18 protein-coding genes are annotated in these 18,722 nt (G+C 68.0%); 7 read left to right on the top strand and 11 right to left on the bottom strand.

Annotated elements, in window-relative coordinates:
• Positions 1–14: 14 nt before the first annotated feature.
• The 3 genes from ACFVWG_RS23335 (at position 15) to ACFVWG_RS23345 (ending at position 3,691) form a co-directional block, all read left to right on the top strand.
• Complete coding sequence (locus tag ACFVWG_RS23335) at positions 15–1,853, top strand: ABC transporter substrate-binding protein (RefSeq protein ID WP_391545481.1); 1,839 nt, start codon at positions 15–17, stop codon at positions 1,851–1,853.
• A gap of 40 nt (positions 1,854–1,893) precedes the next feature.
• Entirely contained in the window at positions 1,894–3,351 is a 1,458-nt protein-coding gene (locus ACFVWG_RS23340; RefSeq protein WP_391545482.1) for a GNAT family N-acetyltransferase, read from the top strand.
• A 64-nt stretch (positions 3,352–3,415) separates the two neighbouring features.
• Positions 3,416–3,691 carry an SAV_915 family protein gene (locus tag ACFVWG_RS23345; RefSeq protein WP_391545483.1) on the top strand — a complete coding sequence of 92 codons (276 nt, stop codon included), beginning with the start codon at positions 3,416–3,418 and terminating at the stop codon, positions 3,689–3,691.
• Positions 3,692–3,831: 140 nt separating this feature from the next.
• On the opposite strand, the gene ACFVWG_RS23350 is transcribed toward ACFVWG_RS23345, so the two are convergent.
• Genes ACFVWG_RS23350 through ACFVWG_RS23360 form a run of 3 tightly spaced genes read right to left on the bottom strand, consistent with a single transcriptional unit; the run spans position 3,832 to position 8,410 of the window.
• Positions 3,832–4,479: an ATP-binding cassette domain-containing protein gene (locus ACFVWG_RS23350; protein WP_391545484.1), complete on the bottom strand. Its 648-nt coding sequence runs from the start codon at positions 4,477–4,479 to the stop codon at positions 3,832–3,834.
• Positions 4,476–5,312: an ABC transporter ATP-binding protein gene (locus ACFVWG_RS23355; protein WP_391545485.1), complete on the bottom strand. Its 837-nt coding sequence runs from the start codon at positions 5,310–5,312 to the stop codon at positions 4,476–4,478. Before ACFVWG_RS23355 ends, ACFVWG_RS23350 begins: the two co-directional genes overlap by 4 nt.
• Positions 5,309–8,410, bottom strand: coding sequence for an FtsX-like permease family protein (locus tag ACFVWG_RS23360; protein WP_391545486.1), 3,102 nt, complete (start codon positions 8,408–8,410; stop codon positions 5,309–5,311). Before ACFVWG_RS23360 ends, ACFVWG_RS23355 begins: the two co-directional genes overlap by 4 nt.
• Before the next feature lie 150 nt (positions 8,411–8,560).
• On the opposite strand from ACFVWG_RS23360, the gene ACFVWG_RS23365 reads away from it, so the two are divergent.
• Genes ACFVWG_RS23365 through recO form a run of 3 tightly spaced genes read left to right on the top strand, consistent with a single transcriptional unit; the run spans position 8,561 to position 11,121 of the window.
• Complete coding sequence (locus tag ACFVWG_RS23365; RefSeq protein ID WP_391545487.1) at positions 8,561–9,550, top strand: aldo/keto reductase; 990 nt, start codon at positions 8,561–8,563, stop codon at positions 9,548–9,550.
• Positions 9,547–10,374, top strand: coding sequence for an SDR family oxidoreductase (locus ACFVWG_RS23370; protein ID WP_391545488.1), 828 nt, complete (start codon positions 9,547–9,549; stop codon positions 10,372–10,374). Before ACFVWG_RS23365 ends, ACFVWG_RS23370 begins: the two co-directional genes overlap by 4 nt.
• Before the next feature lie 12 nt (positions 10,375–10,386).
• On the top strand, positions 10,387–11,121 hold the full coding sequence (recO, locus tag ACFVWG_RS23375) for a DNA repair protein RecO (RefSeq protein WP_391545489.1): 735 nt from the start codon (positions 10,387–10,389) through the stop codon (positions 11,119–11,121).
• A 161-nt stretch (positions 11,122–11,282) separates the two neighbouring features.
• Here recO and ACFVWG_RS23380 read toward each other — a convergent pair whose 3' ends face one another.
• The 4 genes from ACFVWG_RS23380 to ACFVWG_RS23395 form a co-directional block, all read right to left on the bottom strand.
• Positions 11,283–11,924, bottom strand: coding sequence for a hypothetical protein (locus ACFVWG_RS23380; protein ID WP_391545490.1), 642 nt, complete (start codon positions 11,922–11,924; stop codon positions 11,283–11,285).
• Positions 11,911–12,414, bottom strand: a complete 504-nt coding sequence (locus ACFVWG_RS23385) for a hypothetical protein (protein WP_391545491.1) — start codon at positions 12,412–12,414, stop codon at positions 11,911–11,913. The genes ACFVWG_RS23380 and ACFVWG_RS23385 overlap by 14 nt, the downstream gene beginning before the upstream one ends.
• Before the next feature lie 47 nt (positions 12,415–12,461).
• On the bottom strand, positions 12,462–13,040 hold the full coding sequence (locus ACFVWG_RS23390; RefSeq protein WP_391545492.1) for a hypothetical protein: 579 nt from the start codon (positions 13,038–13,040) through the stop codon (positions 12,462–12,464).
• Positions 13,041–13,453: 413 nt separating this feature from the next.
• Positions 13,454–13,840: a hypothetical protein gene (locus ACFVWG_RS23395; RefSeq protein WP_391545493.1), complete on the bottom strand. Its 387-nt coding sequence runs from the start codon at positions 13,838–13,840 to the stop codon at positions 13,454–13,456.
• A gap of 368 nt (positions 13,841–14,208) precedes the next feature.
• Here ACFVWG_RS23395 and ACFVWG_RS23400 point away from each other — a divergent pair, with 368 nt between their 5' ends.
• Positions 14,209–15,051 (top strand): isoprenyl transferase, encoded by an 843-nt coding sequence (locus ACFVWG_RS23400; protein WP_391545494.1) that lies wholly within the window; start codon positions 14,209–14,211, stop codon positions 15,049–15,051.
• Here ACFVWG_RS23400 and ACFVWG_RS23405 read toward each other — a convergent pair.
• The 4 genes from ACFVWG_RS23405 to ACFVWG_RS23420 form a co-directional block, all read right to left on the bottom strand.
• Complete coding sequence (locus ACFVWG_RS23405; RefSeq protein ID WP_391545495.1) at positions 15,035–15,676, bottom strand: response regulator; 642 nt, start codon at positions 15,674–15,676, stop codon at positions 15,035–15,037. The genes ACFVWG_RS23400 and ACFVWG_RS23405 overlap by 17 nt on opposite strands.
• Positions 15,673–16,881: a histidine kinase gene (locus ACFVWG_RS23410; RefSeq protein WP_391545496.1), complete on the bottom strand. Its 1,209-nt coding sequence runs from the start codon at positions 16,879–16,881 to the stop codon at positions 15,673–15,675. Before ACFVWG_RS23410 ends, ACFVWG_RS23405 begins: the two co-directional genes overlap by 4 nt.
• Before the next feature lie 109 nt (positions 16,882–16,990).
• Positions 16,991–17,809: an ABC transporter permease gene (locus ACFVWG_RS23415; RefSeq protein WP_391545497.1), complete on the bottom strand. Its 819-nt coding sequence runs from the start codon at positions 17,807–17,809 to the stop codon at positions 16,991–16,993.
• Entirely contained in the window at positions 17,806–18,684 is an 879-nt protein-coding gene (locus ACFVWG_RS23420; protein WP_391545498.1) for an ABC transporter ATP-binding protein, read from the bottom strand. Before ACFVWG_RS23420 ends, ACFVWG_RS23415 begins: the two co-directional genes overlap by 4 nt.
• Positions 18,685–18,722 lie beyond the last annotated feature (38 nt).

Genomic DNA, 18,722 nt, shown 5'->3' on the forward strand with positions numbered 1-18,722 from the left:
GGAAAGGACCGAGGATGAGTCCCACCGGCAACAACGAGTCCGGGGCACGGGCCCGGACGAACGAGGTCTCCCGCCGCAACGTGCTCCAGCTGTTCGGCATCGCCGGTCTCGGCGCCGCCGGTCTCGGCTCGGCCGTGGCGTGCTCGCCCAGCAAGCCCAACGCCCAGGGCGGCAGCGGCGGCGACAAGGAGTTCCACGGCGCCTACCCGTACCAGCTGCCCCCGAAGGGCCACTTCAACCTGGGCGCCGGCGTCACCGACGGCGTGCAGCAGTCCAGCCCGTACCTCGACCTGATCTATCCCAGCTCCGGCCTGTACTACTGGGCCGACAAGAAGTGGGAATACATGATGGCCGAGTCCGGGACCCTGGACGAGAAGGCCAAGACGTACACACTCAAGCTCCGCTCCGGCCTGACCTGGAGCGACGGCTCGCCCGTCACCAGCAAGGACGTCGTCGCGACGTTCAACCTGCGCTGGCTGATGCGTCAGCAGGACTGGACCTTCCTGGCCGACGTCAAGGCGACCGACGACACCACCGCCGTCTTCACGATCGGTACGCCGTCCACCGTGCTCGAGCGGTACATCCTGCGCGCCCCGATCCTGCCCTCGGCCGTGTACGGCGAGTGGGCGACCAAGGCCGAGACGCTCCGCAAGGCCAAGGGCAGCCTGGACGACGGCGAGGGCAAGACGCTCAACGGCGACTTCCAGAAGTTCCGGCCCGAGAACCCGATCGTCTCCGGCCCGTTCAACTACGACGTCAAGAGCATGACGAACGCCCAGATGACGCTGGTCAAGAACGCCAAGGGCCTGTTCGCCGACAAGATCGGCTTCACCAAGGTCGTGCTGTACAACGGTGAGACCTCCGACATCACCCCGACGGTGATGAACAAGGACGTCGACTACGCGACCCACGGCTTCGCGGTGGCCAGCGAGAAGAGCTTCCAGCAGAACGGCTTCCGGATCCTGCGGCCGCCGGTGTACTCCGGTCCCGCGCTGGTCTTCAACTACACCACGCACCCCGAGTTCGCCGACGTCAAGGTCCGGCAGGCGATCGCCTACATCCTGGACCGCAACGAGAACGGCACGATCGCGCTCGGCGACTCCGGCAAGGCCTGCAAGTTCATGGCCGGGTTCTCCGACATCGCCGTACCGGACTGGGTCTCCGACGCCGACCAGAAGAAGCTGAACGCCTACGAGAAGGACTTCGACAAGGCCACCCAGCTGCTCACCGCGGCCGGCTGGAAGAAGTCCGGCGACAAGTGGCAGACGCCGGCCGGCAAGCCCGCGGCGTACGACATCAAGTTCCCGACCGAGTTCGCCGACTGGAACCCGGCCGCCACCAACGCGGCCGACCAGCTGACCAAGTTCGGGTTCAACATCACCAAGCGCGGCATCACGTTCACGCAGCTGAGCCCCGACGTACTGGCCGGCAAGTTCGACCTGGCGATCCAGAGCTGGGGCGCGTCGTCGCACCCGCACCCGTACTTCTCGTTCGTCCAGGACCTCTACGCGTTCAACTACGTGACGGCCGCGAACTCCGGCGGCAAGGGGATGAACTTCCCGCTCAAGCAGAAGGTCACCAGCGGTGACATCGACCTGAAGGCGGTCGTCGACAAGTCCGCCCAGGGCCTCGACGTCGACGAGCAGAAGAAGAACGTGACCGCGGCCGCGCTCGCGTTTAACGAACTCCTGCCGATCATCCCGCTGTGGGAGCGCTACGGGAACAACCCGGCGCTGGAGGGCAAGCGGGTCGCCAAGTTCCCGGCCGACGACGACCCGATCCTGAAGAACGCCCCGTACGCCGACAACTTCGTCATCATGGGCATGTACTCCGGCAAGGTCGCGCCGGTTTAATCGTTCGCATCTGACCCGTTTGTTTGGTTGGGTCGGCCGGGTGATCACCGTTCGCGAGATCGACCCGGCCGACCCTGTCCTGTTCGACGCCTGGTACGACGCGCTGCGCGCCGGCGTACTGGCTGATCGTGAGGCCGCGCTGCTGGGGACCCGGGACGCGTTCGCCGTCTCGATGCGCAACCCTTCACCGCTGAAGGCGCGGCTCGCCGTTGTGGCGCTCGAGGACGAGCGCGTGGTCGGCGCGATGCTCTTCGAGTACCGGTTGCAGGACAACCTGGACACGGTCGACGTCGAGATCGACATACCGCCGGAGAACCGGCGCCGCGGTGTCGGTACGGCGTTGTGGCAGTGGGCGGAGACGCGGGCCGCGCAGCTCGGGCGGACGATCTTCCAGACCGAGCTCGGGGTTCCTTCCGAACCGTGGGCCGGGTCCGCGTTTGCTGCGAAGCTCGGGTTCGAGGTCGAGCACGTCGAGGACCACCTCGTCGTACCGCTGCCGTATGACGAGGCGCGGCTGGTCTCGCTGCGCGAGTCGGCGGGGGAGCTGGAGGGGTACACGCTGACGTCATGGGTGGGCGCGTGTCCGCCGGAACACCAGCAGGCGTACGCCGATCTCCACACGGCGATGGACAACGACGTACCGACCGGTGGGATGACTCGCGAGACGGTGCCGTGGACGGTCGAGCGGCTCGCGGCCAGCGAGGAGCGCGTTGCCCGCAGCTACCTCGCCCTGGTGACGATGGCGCACACCTTGGATGGTGAGCCCGCCGGATACACGTTGCTCTATCTGTCGAAGGACGATCCGGAGTATGCGCAGCAGGATGACACGCTCGTGCTGCGTGATCACCGCGGTCACAACCTCGGTACCCATCTGAAGCTGGCGAACCTCGACCAACTCGCGAAGCACCGCGTCGCCCAGCCCTACCTGCATACCTGGACGGCCCTCTCCAACACGGCGATGCAGAAGGTCAACGCCCGCTTCGGGTTCTACACCGTCGAGCAGAACCAGGAGCTGGAGCTCACCCGTCCCAACCTCCGCCCGGCGGCTCGTGCGGTGATCCTCGATCCTTCGGACCGGATCCTGCTGGTCCGCTTCGAATTCGCTGATGGTCCGCTCTGGGCAACGCCGGGTGGTGGCCTGGAGGCTGACGAGTCCCTACTCGAGGGACTGCGCCGCGAGCTGGCCGAAGAGGTCGGCCTGGCACTGGAGGCCGACCCGCCGCATGTCTGGCACCAGGAAGTAGTTGCCGAAGGCCACGCCACCGGGTACGACGGCGTCATCAACGACTACTTCCTGATCCGCACCTCGGCCTTCGAGCCTGCCGGCACCATGAGTGTGACCGAGCTGGCCGCCGAGAACGTCCATGGCAACCGCTGGTGGACCCTCGACGAACTCCAAGCCCACGAAGGCCGTTTCGCCCCCAGCAACCTGCCAGCCTTACTCGCAGACCTGCTGCACAGCGGCCCGCCCACGATCCCGTTGTCGTTGGGCTTGTGAGAACGCCGTGCGAGCCGTGTGAGAAAACCTCCGGCGGGGCCCGGACCGGCCTAACGTCGTTGGTGTGAAGCCTCGACATTGTGATGACTGGTACGTCCCCGTCCACCCCGCCGGCGGCGTCGGCTGCACTCTGCAGACCGGCCACCTCCCGGACGGCCGCCGCGTGGGCATCGCCTTCACCACCCTCACCCACCTCCACACCGCCTGCGGCCCGCACCCCGAGTACCTCCGCATGACCGAGGCCGCCCTCCGTGAGTCCCTCCACCCCTTCGGCATCACCCGCATCCAGCTAGACCCCCTCCGCGTAACCCCCGCCCCCCACCTAGCCCCCACCGGCTGACGTCGCACGCGCCCGGGCCGACCGCCCCCATTTGGTGGGCTGACCCATCTGAGTGTGGGCTGGCCAACCGCATGCCGTGGGCTCACCCGCAACGGCATGGGCCCGCCTAGCAAATGGGGACAGCTGGTACGACGGTCCCCCTACAACCGGCGGAGCCAGGTGAGATGGCCTTCGTCCATGAGGGCGTGGCCGTCGGCGGCGGCGGCGACGGTGGGGTCGTGGGTGGCGATGACGACCGCGGCGCCTTGGTTCGCTTGGCTGCGGAGGAGGTCGAGGACGCGCTCGCGGTTGGTGCTGTCGAGTTCGCTGGTGGACTCGTCGGCGAGGATGACGCGACCGTGTTGAGCGATGCCGCGGGCAACGGCTACGCGCTGCTGCTCACCACCGGAGAGCTCCTCGACCAGGTGATCACCGCTCTCCTCGAGCCCGACCGCCTTCAACGCGCTCTCCACAACGACGTGGGCCTCGTCCGGGTCCTTGCCATTGGCAAGCAGCGGGATCGTCAGGTTCTCCCGGGCCGTCAGTACGCGCGCCAAGCCGTTCCCCTGCGGAATCAGTACGACGCCATGCGCGGCGGCAGCGGGACGACCGCCGATCACCAGCCCGTCCACCTCGACCTTCCCGGTCAGCACCTCGACCGCACCAGCGATTGCCCACAGCAACGAACTCTTCCCGGCACCCGACGGTCCGCTCACCGCGAGCACGAACCCCGGCGGTACGTCGAACGACACCTCGTCCACCGCGATCAGATCGCCGTACGCGACCGTGATGTTCTTGACCTGGATCACCGAGCCCCCTCCTGATCCACCGGGCTGAGCCGAACCTGACCGTCCTCGATCGTGACCTGCACCAACGTTCCCGCCGGCAACAGCTCGGCGACATGCGGTGGCAACGGCAACGACCCGTCGGTAGCAACCACGGCGTACTCCTCACCAGACCGTCCCTCGGCCGCGATCCGCCCATCCCGAATAGTGATGGTCCGGGGGAGCGCCGCCGCGACCTCAGGATCATGCGTGATCAGCAGAACCGTCATACCGGTCCGGTGGTTGATCGTCCGGATCGCCGCCAGTACCTCGTCGCGCGCATGGTGATCCAGCTGACTGGTCGGCTCGTCGGCCAGCAACAGCCCCGGCATCGTCGCGATCCCCACCGCGACCGCACACAACTGCACCTGGCCCGGCGTCAACGTCGCGAGCGGGCTGGAGGCCTGCTCCCGCAGCCCCACCAACTCCAGTACGTCGATCGCCGGCGGCAGCTCGCGATCCCGCGGAGCCGCCTGCTGCGCATACCGCACGTTGTCGAGCGGCGACAGATAAGGAATGAGATTCCGCCCAGCCCCCTGCAGCACGATCCCGACATCCCCGGACCGCATCCGATCCAGCTCGGCCTCGGTCATCGTCGCGAGGTTGTGCTCACCGATCTGCAACCGTCCGGCGCTCGGCGTCAGCAACCCACCGCACAGCTGCAGCAACGTCGATTTCCCAGCCCCAGAAGGCCCGAGCAACCCAACCAGCTCACCCGGCCGAACCGTGATCCCGATCCCGGAGAGCGCGGCGACGTCATGGCCGTGCGCACGATAGATGTGCACGAGCCCCGTCGTACTGATTGCCAGTCCGCTCATGTCAGCTCCTCCCGGATCCGGCTGTACGACGCCCGCCGGTTCACGCCGGTACCGAGCAGCAACGTCACCACCGCGAGCACGATCGTCCCGCCCGCCCACAACCCGAGCGCGACCGGCCAGTTCGTTGCCAACTCCAACGGATACGGCCCGCCGGAGTCGGCGAACAACGGGATCAGCGGCAACGCGATCTGCGCCCCGATCACTCCACACACCGATCCCAGCAACACAGCCAAAGCGACCGGACCGGTCTGCTCCCACCGCGCAGCCCGCCCAGTGAGCGGAGCCGGTACGCCGGTGATCCGCAGGCTCGCGTAGTCCTGCGCGCGCGACCGCCACGACGTCACGACGGTCAGCAGCAGTACGACGATCGCCAGCGCCCACGACGCGATCCCGACCACCGGCGTCAGTTGCAGCGTCAGCGCACTCGCAGACCGCCCGTACGACGCGATCCGCTCGGACCGCACATCGGCCAGCTCCGCGTTGTATCCAGCCTTGCTCAGAGCAGCCGTCAGTACGTCGACCCGAGCGAGCCCCGCGTCGTTCAGCCACAGCTCGAAGTCCGTGCCGAACTCGTCGAGTCCGCCGCCCAGCCGCCGTACCGTCTCCAGATCGACGACCGCGGTCCGATCGGGGTAGCGGTTCACTGGGCCGGTCATGGTGCCGAGCTTGCTGATGAACATCGGCGTACCGTCACTCGCCGGGCTGGTCGTGGTTCCGTCGGCGTACCGGAACTCGGGCGTCACCACCGCCGGAACCGTGGTCGGCACGGTGGCGAACTGCAGCAGTTGGTCGTCACTGAAGCTCTTCACCGACAATGTGAGCAGGCCGCCGGCCTTGGTCGCGATCGTGCCTTGGTCGCCGCTGAGATGCTCGACGCCCTTCCAATCCGGCGCCGTTCCGAGGGTGATCGACGGCTGGTCGTCGGTGGAGACCTTGCTGATGGCAACGTCCGCCTGGACGCCGCCCTGGTCCAGCACCTCGCGCCCGAAGCCGAGCTGCAGCAGCTGACAGCCGCCCAGACAATCGACCGCCGTGCTCAGTGCGACCGGCTGTTTTGTTGTCAACGGCAACGGTGGGAACGAGACCAGGGAGCGGCCGCCGTTGCGCAGGCTGACGAGATACGCCCGCAGGACCAGAGAGCGACCCGGCGCGTACTGCGGACCACCCGGGATCGGATTCGCCAGCTGCTTGACCCCACCGACAGCCGCGGTCATGGTCAGCTTCGAACTGCGGAACTCGATCGGCTTGACCTTCGGTGCGGTCAGCGCCTGCCAGCCGGCGGCGTCGGTCAGTCGGTCGCCGCGGAAAGCGATCCGCCGGAAGCTCTCCGGCTCGATCATCATCGTCTTCAGCGAATCCGGGGCCGGGGTCCGCGACAGCACGACCGGGGTGAACCAGTTCCGCTGTGGGTCGATCTCGTTGATCGTCTTGGTGAAGTCGCCGAGCGAGAGCGCGTTCATCTTCAGCACCGCCTGCGCGCCGACCTCGTACCCGGCGCGGGTCTCGCGGTTGTGGTCGCCCACCGACGCGGCCTGGCCGGCGAACGCGAGCAGACCACCCGCCACCGCGACGGCGGCGACGATCCGGGTGACGGCCGGCCGGCGGGAGATCTGCAGCGCACCGAGCGCCAGCCCCAGCCGCCCACGGCGGGCGGCCCGCCGGCTGATCAGCCCGGCGGCCGGGAGCAGCAGGTGAGCGAACGTGAGGCCGACCGCGAGGGAGAGCAACGCTGGAGTGAGCACAGGCAGCGGTCCGCGACCGTCACCGGTCACCGCGGCGGCGAGCCCGGCGACCGCGAATACTATGACGCAGAGGTCGACGATGCCGAGCCGCCAGCCGCGACCACGCGCGGCGACCCGGCGCAGCAGGCTGGAGATCGTCTGCCGGACCCCGCCGCGGACCTGGAGGACCACGACCAGCAGCGCGACCACGACGGCCAGGGCCAGCGCCGCCGGGACGGTCCACGGCAGTTCGAGCGGAGCGCCGTACCGGAGCCAGGTCGCGCGGGCGATCAGCAGCAGGCCGAACCCGGTCGCGAGGCCGGCCAGCGTCCCGATCAGCACCGGGATTCCCAGCTCGACGATCAGACTGCGCGCCGTACGGCGGGTGGACGCGCCGCGGAGGCGTGCGAGAGCGATCTCCGGGCGGCGCTGGTCGACGACGGCGCCGAGGGCGAGGGCCAGGACGACGACGCCGAACAGGGCGACCTGGACCATCACCAGCGGGATGATCGTGCGGCCCTGTGAGCGCTGGTTCTGGATCTGGTCGACGACCGTGGCCAAGGACGAGGTGTTCTCGGCGTTGATGCCGAGCTCGACGGCGTTCCCGTTCACCTTGTTCGAGGCGTCCTGGAGCCGGAGCAGGTCGTTGATCCGGGCGACGCCGGGAAGGACGCGGGTGTCGGAGCTGAGCCGCGGTGCCCAGGCTGTGCCGGTGAAGGTCGCGCGGTCGGCGTAGAAGTCGTCCGTCGAGCCGGGATCCAGGTCGGACGGTGCCCGGGAGTGACCGGTCGGGTACTGCCCGAACCAGTACTCGCCGCGCGCCTGGAGCGGCCGGTAGAAGCCCACGACCGTCAGCTGACCGCCGCCGTCGAACTTCTCCGACGGCCGCGCGCTGACCGTCGTACCGACCTTGAAGTCCCAGGTCGTCTTGTCCACGATCGAGGCGATCACCTCGTTCGGGCGTTGCGGGCAGCGGCCTTCGAGGACGGTGAGTTGCGCGCAGTAACCGTCGCGCCAGGCCAGGCGGCCGACTATTGATTTGTCGTCCCTGATCATGGTCGGCACCCGCCAGCTCAGATTGCTGCGCATGCCGTGCACCGGGGGACTGAAGAGCGGCTTGAGAGCGGCCGGGACCAGCGCGTCGAGGCTCGCCGGATCACCGTCGGGACTGTTGCCGACGTCCTCGACCCCGGTCCGCGACGACAGCTTCCAGGCGGCCGGCAAGGCCTGGCTGGTCAGCGTTTCGGTCATCACCGTTTGCTCGACGGCGCGCGAGAACCACGGTGCGAACACCGCACACGTCCCGATCAGCAGACTGATCCCGGCCAGCACCAAGGCCTGGGCCCAGCGATACCGCAGCGCTTTGCGCAGGAACATTCCCTACCCCACCCCTCTTACTCGCTGTGAAGATACGGAAAGCGACGGCCGGTACGGCGGATCGCGGCAAAATGTCACAGAGTCGTTGCCTGCGCAGGAATCGGGTCACCAGGTGGATCGGGCGCTCCGGCTGCGGGGTAGGTTCGGAGCATGAGTGAATCCCACCTCGGTGACCTGACCGTCTCCCGCCTCGGCCTCGGCTGCATGGGGATGTCCCAGTCGTACGGCGTGACGTCGGACGAGACCGAATCGATCGCGACCGTGCACGCGGCGATCGACGCCGGCTGCACCTTCCTCGACACCGCCGACATCTACGGCAACGGCGCGAACGAGGAGCTCCTCGGCCGCGCGCTGGCCGGTCGGCGCGACGAGGTGGTGCTGGCGACGAAGTTCGGCTTCCGCCCGCAGACCGGCTCGTCGATGCCGAACAATGTCGACGGGAGTCCGGCGTACGCGGTCGAGGCCCTGGATGCGTCGCTGCGGCGGCTCGGGGTCGATCACGTCGACCTCTGGTACCTGCATCGGCGTGACCCGCAGGTACCCATCGAGGAGACCGTAGGGGCGATGGCTTCCCAGGTTTCCGCTGGCAAGGTGCGTTACCTGGGGCTGTCCGAGGTGAATGGGGACACGGTGCGGGCGGCGCATGCGGTACACCCGATCACCGCCGTACAGAGTGAGTGGTCGTTGTGGACGCGGGACCCGGAGACCGTCGTACTGCCGACGCTGCGGGAGCTCGGGATCGGGTTCGTGCCGTTCAGCCCGCTGGGGCGTGGGTTCCTCACGGGGCAGTTGAAGTCGCCGGAGGACTTCGAGCCGGACGACGCGCGGCGTGGTCTGCCGCGGTTCAGCGGCGAGAACTTCCAGCGCAACCTGGACCTGGTGGCGAAGGTCGAGGAGCTGGCCGCTGAGCGTGGTATCACGGCCGGGCAGCTCGCGCTGGCCTGGTTGCTGGCCCAGGGCAACGACATCGTCCCGATCCCGGGGACCAAGCGGCGCAAGTACCTGGCCGAGAACCTTGGTGCGCTTGACGTTTCACTGACCGCATCTGAATTGGCGGCGTTAGATGCGGCCTTCCCACCGGACCTCGAGGTGGCGGGGGAGCGCTACGCGGCCGGCGGTATGGACCTGGTGGGCAAGTGATCGCGCTGACCGGATCCACCGGCCAGCTCGGTTCGCGGATCGCACGGTTGCTCGCGGACGCCGACGTACCGCAGCGGTTGCTTGTCCGTGACGCCTCCCGAGCGCCTTCGTTGCCGGGGGCATCGGTCGCGGTGGCGGCGTACGGCGAGCACGCCGCGCTGCTGAACGCGCTTGACGGTGTGGACACCCTGATGTTGCTCAGTGCAACTGAATCCGCAGACCGGGTTTCTTTGCACAAGGCAACGATCGATGCCGCGGTCGCTGCCGGTGTGAAGCGGATCGTGTACACCTCCTTCGCTGGTGCCGCTCCTGACGCGACGTTCACGTTTGCTCGCGACCACTGGCACACCGAACAGCACCTCCGTGCCGCGGGCATCGACTTCACCTTCCTGCGCGACAACCTGTACCTCGACTTCATCCCCGGCTTCGTCGGTGAGGACGGTGCCATCCGCGGCCCCGCCGGTGACGGCCGTGTCGCCGCAGTCGCTCGTGACGACGTGGCCGCTGCGGCTTTCGCCGTACTGACGTCTGGTGGGCACGCGGGGGCGACGTACGACCTCACAGGCCCCGCCGCGTTCACCTTGGCCGAGGCCGCCGCCGTCCTGTCCGCCGCCTGGGACCGCCCGGTTCGCTACGAGCCCGAGACCCTCGACGAGGCCTACCGCTCTCGCGAGTCCTACGGCGCGCCCTCTTGGGAGGTGGCCGGCTGGGTGACGTCTTACGCGGCCATCGCCTCCGGCGAACTCAGCCACGTCTCCACCGCTGTCCCCGATCTCACCGGCCGCCCGGCCCGCAGCCTCGAACAGCTTGTCGGCGGCGAGTGAGACACTGATCAGGTGCCGCTGTACCGGGAAGAGGCGATCGTTCTGCGCACCCACAAACTGGGTGAAGCAGACCGCATCGCTACGCTCCTGACGCGCTCCCGCGGCAAGGTCCGCGCCGTCGTCAAAGGCGTCCGCCGTACGTCGTCCCGGTTCGGCGCCCGCCTCGAACCCTTCAGCCACGTAGACCTCCAGTTGGCCACCGGCCGCACCCTCGACGTCGTCACCCAAGCCGTCTCCATCGCCGCCTACGGCGAAGGCATCGTCAACGACTACGCCCGCTACACCACCGGCACCGTGCTCCTGGAAACCACCGACCGCCTGGTCGTCGAAGAAAAAGAACCCGCCACCCAGCACCACCTCCTGCTGGCCGGCGCCCTCCGAGTCCTCTCCACCGGTGAACGCGAACCAGCCCTAGTCCTGGACTCCTTCCTCCTGCGAGCCCTCGCCATCTCCGGCTACGCCCCCTCCTTCGGCGACTGCGCCCGCTGCGGCGAACCAGGCCCCCACCGAGCCTTCAACCCCGCCGCCGGCGGCGTAGTCTGCCCCACCTGCCGCCCCCCAGCCTCAGCCATGCCCGCCCCCACCACAGTCACCCACCTAGCCGCCCTCCTCACCGGCGACTGGCCCACCGCCCTCCGCGCCGACCCCCGAACCCGCCGCGAAGCCACCGGCCTCATCTCGGCCTTCTTCACCTACCACCAAGACCACCAACTCCGCTCCCTACCCCACCTCGACTTCACCCAGTAGTGCAGTTGCCGGTGACCGTGGACAGGAAATGGGGGCCGTGAACAAGGCATGACGTGTTCAAGCCCCCCACACGGGGTGCGCACCCTCGGGATGTGTCCAATGGACGGACCGCGCGCCGCTGTCCACCACTCGCGGCAGTTGCGCGGCGACTGCGCCCAGCGCTAACCCCGCTCGGGCCACCCGGTTGGCCCTACTCGGGCGCTGCGCGGCCGCTCCCGCGCGACCGTGGCCGACCGGTCGCTTGGCGCTCGCGGTATGCCGGCCGCGAGCGGCCGCGACGACTGCAACGGCCGCTGCCCAGCCCACGCATGAGCAATCGCCCGCCGCGCATCCATCTCCGCCTGCCGCTCGGCTCCGTTTCCGCCCGACGCGGTCTCCCGTCCGAACCGGTCAAGCCCCGGTTGCCGATCGGTCACCTGCCGCCCGAGCCGTGCACAAACATGCGCGTAGACATTGTTGGACCCATGCCGAGCCCGAATGGCCAACAGTTCCCGCCGCGGCAGCCGACCAGGCACCTCGGCCCCCATCTCCCGGAAGACCAGTCGATAGTCGGGTTTGGCCTGCGGGTCCGAACGCACGTACGCCGTCACACAGTCCCGCAGATCGCCCTTCCCAGACTCGTACCCCAGGGCGTGATGACCGTCGGTCACACCCGTCCGGAGCCGCTCGATTTCCCGCAGCACCTCGCGATACAGCGACAGGTAGACCGCAGGCTGCGCTTTCGCCTGCTGGCGCAGGAAATGCAGATCCTGATGGAACTTCTCGACGCCGACGACTTCGTATCTACTGTCATCGATCATCACCCGGCGCCCTCTCCTCGGCGCGGATTTCTGCCAGCAGCTCCTGCGTGAACGGATCCCCGGCCGCCCACTCGTCCAGATCCAGCGGCCGGCTGCCCGGCAACGGCTCCGTCGCATAAACCCGCACCGTCGGGTCATCCACCACCCCAGCCGGCGGCTGATCATCCCCGCGCAACTCCCGGTACTGCGCCGTAGACATCACCACCGCCTCCGGCTCCCCGTCCTCCCCCCACACCACCGGTACGCCGTCCCCCCGCCGTACCGCCGCGACAATCGCCCCCAACCCCCCAGCCAACTCCCCAGGCGCCACCACCTCGTCCCCGACGGTGAACTTGTGCTCGCCCCCAAGATCCTCGAACTCGTCGTACGTGAGCATCACCGCCTCGGGCACCCCATCCCCAAAGCTGAACGCGCGCGTCCGCCCCGCCCGGAAACGCCCCAACACATCCGCCAACCCAGCCCCCACCTGCTGAACCGAAGCCATTCCACTCATCCGTCGAACCTCTTCCCGCCGCACCCGGCGTTTGTCGATGGATCCCCTCAGGACCCGCAGCCGGCCTTCTCGGGAACCTTCACGTTGCTGCCCTCGGGATCAACGAGAACGGGAACCGCCTCACCGATCCGTAGTTGAGTTGCGGCGTTCTGCGTCAGGTTGATCTGTCCGGTATCGCCGAGCGTGCTCTGCCAGTTGATCGCCCACTGAGCGGTGGCGGTCACCGGGTACTCGCAGTCCTTGAGCTTGCTGGAGGTCTTCGTGTAGCGGTGCCCACAGTCGGGCGAGTCCTTGATCCCCATCGACTTTGAGTACGGCGTACCGGCGGTCTTGCAACGGATGGTCTTTCCGTCACCCATCTTCCAGTCGATCGCCGTGACCTCAGCCGTAGCCGTAACAGTCAGCCCCGGAACACTGGCCTCCCGCTCAATCGGACCCCACGTGTTCTCCGTCTTCGTAACCCACAACCAAACAGGCATGTTCACCAACCCCACCTGCCCAACCCCAGGCGCCGACTTCACCACCGGCGGCGCCAGGTGCATCTCCGCAACAGCCCGATAAGCCAACGTCACCGGATCAACCACCACCGTGTCCGGCTCCCCCGGAAGCCAGACCCACTCAGTCACCAGATGCTGACCCTCGTCATAACCCTGTTGTCGAACACACGCCCAGATACTCCCGTCCGTGTGCCCTTTCCAGCGGGGGTCGCTAAAGGGCGGCGGAGGCGCCTCACGATGCATGTAGCACTGATGGCTGTTGGACCAGTTCCCGAGCGTCTTGTCGGAGCAGGCCTGAGGCGCACCCTTGTACTGGCACACGGGCTTGTGCGTGGAGGTTTGCTTCGGATCGCTCCCGTCCGATCCGGGGTCACCACCGACGGGAACGTCGGCATTGAGTACGAGAGTGAAGTTGTTGAGGTAGGGGTTCCACTTCCAGTGGTAGCCAGGAGGAGGGGGACCAGGAGGGGCGGGCGAGTCTGCCCACGCGATGGTGGCGGTCAGCAACATGAGAAGCGCCAGACCCCCGAGCCGAACTGCCCTCAGCATGAGCCGACGGTCTTTTCTTCGACGAGGAACCACATCTTGGGTCCCGCGGCCGACGGTGCGTACACAAGACGCGCGTTGATCGTATGGCGCGTGCCCCCCGCTGTGGTCGCCACTGGAACGGGCTTATCAGTCTTTCGGTAGCGCATCTGCCCGCCTGATCCATCGACGCAGGTCTTGAGTACGACTACCGGCTGCTCTGCGGTCAGGTCGACTGAGGTTGGCTCTGCGGACTCGATCTTCGCCTCCCCGCCTTGGTACAGCTGGCGATCCCGGAGGTAGACGATGTATTCGAGGATCGACGTCAGCCAAGCCCCACCGTTACCTGCCGCTTCCAGTCGCTTGCGGTCAGCGTCCTCAGGCCGTTGAAGCTCGACTCCCACGGCTGCACGCGCTGCCTTGTACCGCGCAGTTGCAGCCGTGATCGCGGTCTGTTCCTCAGCGGTCCAGGTCGGCGCTGACGGGGTCGGCGTCGAGGACGTGGTGGACGAGGGCGGGGCGGTGTTGGGGCGACCGGCTTCGGGGGAGCCTTGGCAGGCGGTTAGCGCTAGGAGGGCGCAGAGGGCTGCGGTGGCGGGTCCGAGGGCTGGTCGGCGGGGCATGGGGGCTCCGTTTCTGGGGGTGCGGGTGGGTTAAGGGTGTCATACGGAGGGTGACCGAGGGGGTGAGTTATCCACAGGTTGCAGCTTTTGGCGGGGCTGGCGGAGCGGGTGGTGTGAGGGTACGGGGCGGGATGGGAGAGGATCTGGGTATGTCGCCATTGGGTCGTCGTCGGGGTCGTGGGGTGGAGCGGGTCGGGGGGAAGGTCGTGGTGGCTCCGGAGAGGCATCCGAGTGGGGCGGTGCCGCCGGTGGTGCCGCGGGAGTTGGTGCCGGAGCATGTGGCGATCGTGATGGACGGGAACGGGCGGTGGGCCAAGCAGCGGGGGCTGGCGCGGACCGAGGGGCACAAGGCGGGCGAGGCGAGTCTGCTGGATGTGATCAAGGGTGGGATCGAGATCGGGGTGAAGCACATCTCGGCGTACGCGTTCTCGACGGAGAACTGGGCGCGGTCGCCGGAGGAGGTGCGGTTCCTGATGGGGTTCAACCGGGACGTGATCCATCGGCGGCGCGACGAGCTGGACGCGATGGGGGTGCGGGTGGTGTGGTCGGGGCGCCGGCCGCGGTTGTGGAAGAGCGTGATCGACGAGCTGGAGTACGCGCAGGAGCGGACGAAGGACAACGACACGATCACGCTGCAGTTCTGTGTGAACTACGGCGGCCAGGCGGAGATCGCGGACGCGGCGCGGGAGATCGCCAAAGAGGTTGCCGCGGGCAAGCTCAATCCGGACCGGATCAGCGAGAAGACGATCGCGAAGCATCTGTACCACCCGGAGGTACCGCCGGTGGATCTGTTCGTGCGGTCGTCGGGGGAGCAGCGGACGTCGAACTTCCTGGTCTGGCAGCTCGCGTACGCCGAGATGGTGTTCCTGGACACGCTCTGGCCGGACTTCGACAGGCGGGACCTGTGGCGCGCGATCGAGATCTACGCGCAGCGCGACCGCCGGTACGGCGGCGCCGTACCGAACGAGGTCGAGGTCAAGACCGAGGGTTAGGCAGCAGCCCGAGCTCCATCGCGACCGTGACCGCGCGGGTCCGGTCGTCGACGTCGAGTTTCGTGAACAGGCGCTGGAGATGCGTCTTCACGGTGGCCTCGCCGATGTACAGCTCGCGCCCGATCTCGGCGTTGCTCAACCCGCGCGCTACCGCGGCGAGGACCTGAAGCTCGCGCGGCGAAGGTTGCGCGGCCAGTGACGTGGCGGGCGTCCGCAGCCGCGACATCAGCCGGGCCGCGACGGGCGGCGCGAGGACGGTCTCGCCGCGCGCAGCAGCCCGGATTCCGTCCAGGAGCTCAGCATGCGGAGTGTCCTTCAGCAGGTACCCGGTCGCACCCGCCTCGACGGCATGCAGGATGTCGGTGTCCGTGTCGTACGTCGTCAGCACGAGCACCTTCGTCTCCGGATACCCGGACGCGATCGCGCCCGTCGCGGTGACCCCGTCGGTCCGCGGCATCCGCAGATCCATCAGTACGACGTCCGGCCGCGTCGACTCGACCAGCGCCAGCGCCTCGGACCCGTCGCCGGCCTCGCCGACTACAGAGATGTCGTCGGTCACCGACAACATGCCGATCAGCCCGGACCGCACCACCGGGTGATCATCGACGACCAGTACGCGAATCACGGAGTCTCCTGAGTTGGGATCAGAACCTGTACGACGGTGCCGCCGCCGGGCGTGCTCTCGACCTGCACCGAGCCGCCGGACTCCTCGACCCGCCCACGCATCGCGGCGAGCCCGAACCCGGTAGACGGCTCGGTCACTGAGAACCCGGAGCCGTCGTCGCGGATCTCGATGGAGACCCGCCCCGCGGACAGACCGAGCGTGATCAGCACCGACTTGGCACGTGCGTGCTTGCGAACATTCGCCAGCGCCTCCTGCGCCGCCCGGAGCAGAACCACCTGCTGGGACTGGGGAAGCGCGACGACCTCCGACTCGTCCAGGTCCAGCAACACCCGGACATCCAGGCCGGTCTCGGCGGCGAACCGTTCGCCCTGCCGCCGCAGCACTTCGGTCAATGTTGCCTCTGACAACGCCACTGGGGTGAACGCGGCAACCAATGCCCGCGCCTCGGCGAGATTCTCCCGTGCCGTCGCCTCGATCTGCGCGAACCGCGCTGCCACGCCATCACCACCGCGCGCCAACTCGGCCGCACCGGTCTGCGACAGCATCACGATGCTCGTCATCCCCTGCGCGAGGGTGTCGTGGATCTCGCGTGCCATCCGTTCGCGCTCAGCCATCACACCGGCGCTGTGGTGCGCGTCGGCAAGCTCATCGCGGGCGGCATGCAGTTCCTCGATCAGGTGGGCCCGCTGCTGGCTCTGCGCGATCACCTTCTCGATCCAGATCCCGAACAGCAGGCTGACGACCAGGCTGACGACCATCCACGGCAGGATCGACCAGAACGCTTCCCAGCCCCAGCCGGCGCCCCACAGTTGCGCCGTACCGCACCCGATCACCAGCGCCAGGCTGAACCCGATGCCGTCCCGAAGGTCCCGCGCCAGCAACCAGACCTGCGCCGAGGCGATGAACATCAGGAAGACCGAGGCCGGACTCAGCCCGACGAGAACCATCAGGCAGAGGACCAGTACCACCCGGAACACAACCGACGGAATCCAGCGGCGGGACTGGATGGCCGGCATCCCGACGAACAGGTACGTCGCCCCGAGCAGCAGCGCCGCGCCGGTGGCGAGCCCCCGCTGCGGGATGGTCAACGGTGTCGTGAACGAGACCAGCAGGCTCATCGCGAGGATGACCCAGAAGACGATGTTCCAGCCGAGCAGGGTTCCGTCGCCGATCACCCGGTCCGCTCGCGTACCCGTCGCCTCCATGGCGACTATCTTCCTCCACACCAGGACCCAGGTACGAGAAGCGGGTCCGGTACGGCGCTCAGCGGTGGCCGGTGCCGTACCGGGGAGCCCCCTATCGGTGGGCACAGGATCAGCCCGCGTCCCGGCGGGTCCAGCGGAACACTCGCTGGGCGATGACCAGGCCGACGACCAGCCAGACGCTGAGCACGATCGCCCCGGTCCCGAGCTGCCAGGAGCCGCCTGGCTCGGTGGTCACGAAGTTGTCCGGCAGGAACACCGACCGCATGCCCTGGGCCAGCCACTTCAGCGGGAAGACCGACGCGATCGTCCGCATCCAGCTCGGCAGGTCGCTGTAGACGAAGTAGACCCCGGACATGAACTGCAGCAGCAGGACGACCGGCGTGACGACCGCCGATGCGGCCTTCCCCGACTTCGGTACGACGGAGAACGCGATTCCGAGGACGGAGCCGGACGCCGTACCGAGGACGAAGATCCAGAGGAACCGCAGCCACTTCTCCGGCTCGGTCGGGATGGCGACGTCGAGCACGAGACCGGCGATCAGCAGGAGCAGCGCGAACTGGAGGATCGAGGTGGTCAGGACCAGCCCGATCTTCCCGGCGAAGTACGACTGCGGGGACATCGGCGTACCGCGGAGCCGCTTCAGCAGGTCCTGGTCGCGCTCGATCGCGATCGAGATCGCCAGCGACTGGAAGCTGGACAAGAAGATGCCGGAGGCAATCATTCCGGGGGTGAAGTAGGTGGCCGCGGTGACCCCGCCGCCGAAGTTCGAGCCGCCGAAGACGGCGGAGAAGATGCCGAGGAAGATGATCGGGAAGAAGAACGTGAAGATCAGTGCCTCGCGCTCGCGGAAGAATTCCTTCACCTCGAGCTTGGTCCGGGACAGCCCGACCTTGATCGTCGACGGCAGCGTCACCGTGGGGGTGCTCATCGAACGGCTCCTTCCAGTTCGGCGGCCGCGTCGGCCTTGCCGATCAGTTCCAGGTAGATGTCTTCCAGGCTGGGCCGACGGACCTGCAGCTCCGGGACCTCACCGCCGTACTGCGCAAGGAGCCGGGCGACCTCGGCGGTCGGGGTGTCGGTGCGGATCTCGCGCGGGCCGTCCGAGGCCAGCCAGGAGACGCGGGCCGTCCGGGCGCCGCGGCCGCCGAGCGTGTCCGGCGTCGCGACCTCGAGCATCTTGCCGTCGGTGATGACGCCGACCCGGTCGGCCAGCTCCTCGGCCTCGTCCAGGTAGTGGGTGGTGAGCAGGATCGTGGTGCCCTCGGTGCGCAGGTTCCGGATCAGCGTCCAGAACTGCCGCCGCGCCTCGGGGTCGAACCCGGTGGTCGGCTCGTCCAGGAACAGCAGTTCCGGGTTCCCGATCACGCCGAGCGCGACGTCGAGCCGGCGGCGCTGACCGCCGGACAGCTTCCGGGTCCGCGTCTTGCGCTTCTCCTCCAGCCCGACCGAGGCGATCACCTCGTCGGGGTCACGCGGCGACGGGTAGTACCCGGCGAAGTGGTGGATCAGCTCGGCGACCGTCAGTTCGGCCTCGTCCCGTGAGGACTGCGCCACGATCCCGATCCGCGCCCGCCAGTGCCGGTCGGCCCTGGCCGGGTCGCTCCCCAATACGTCGATCTCACCTTCGTCGGCGTGGCGATACCCCTCCAGAATCTCCACGCTCGTCGTCTTGCCCGCCCCGTTGGGCCCCAGCAGTGCGAACACCTCACCGCGGAAGATGTCCAGATCGACACCCGCCACCGCCACCTTGTCCGGGTACCGCTTCACCAGCCCCCGCACCCTCACAGCCTTCTCTGTCTCCATGCCTCAACTCTCGCGGCCGGACCCGGGTCCCAGGGAGC

This window comes from Kribbella sp. NPDC058245, from assembly GCF_042882005.1.
In the GTDB taxonomy this organism is placed as follows: domain Bacteria; phylum Actinomycetota; class Actinomycetes; order Propionibacteriales; family Kribbellaceae; genus Kribbella.

What these genes read in the sequence shown, in the direction of transcription:
- ACFVWG_RS23335 (WP_391545481.1), top strand. Translation starts at nt 15, where the DNA reads ATGAGTCCCACCGGCAACAACGAGTCCGGGGCACGGGCCCGGACGAAC.
- ACFVWG_RS23355 (WP_391545485.1), bottom strand. Translation starts at nt 5,312, where the DNA reads ATGAGCGGACTGGCAATCAGTACGACGGGGCTCGTGCACATCTATCGT.
- ACFVWG_RS23360 (WP_391545486.1), bottom strand. Translation starts at nt 8,410, where the DNA reads ATGTTCCTGCGCAAAGCGCTGCGGTATCGCTGGGCCCAGGCCTTGGTG.
- ACFVWG_RS23365 (WP_391545487.1), top strand. Translation starts at nt 8,561, where the DNA reads ATGAGTGAATCCCACCTCGGTGACCTGACCGTCTCCCGCCTCGGCCTC.
- ACFVWG_RS23385 (WP_391545491.1), bottom strand. Translation starts at nt 12,414, where the DNA reads ATGAGTGGAATGGCTTCGGTTCAGCAGGTGGGGGCTGGGTTGGCGGAT.
- ACFVWG_RS23400 (WP_391545494.1), top strand. Translation starts at nt 14,209, where the DNA reads ATGTCGCCATTGGGTCGTCGTCGGGGTCGTGGGGTGGAGCGGGTCGGG.
- ACFVWG_RS23410 (WP_391545496.1), bottom strand. Translation starts at nt 16,881, where the DNA reads ATGGAGGCGACGGGTACGCGAGCGGACCGGGTGATCGGCGACGGAACC.
- ACFVWG_RS23415 (WP_391545497.1), bottom strand. Translation starts at nt 17,809, where the DNA reads ATGAGCACCCCCACGGTGACGCTGCCGTCGACGATCAAGGTCGGGCTG.
- ACFVWG_RS23420 (WP_391545498.1), bottom strand. Translation starts at nt 18,684, where the DNA reads ATGGAGACAGAGAAGGCTGTGAGGGTGCGGGGGCTGGTGAAGCGGTAC.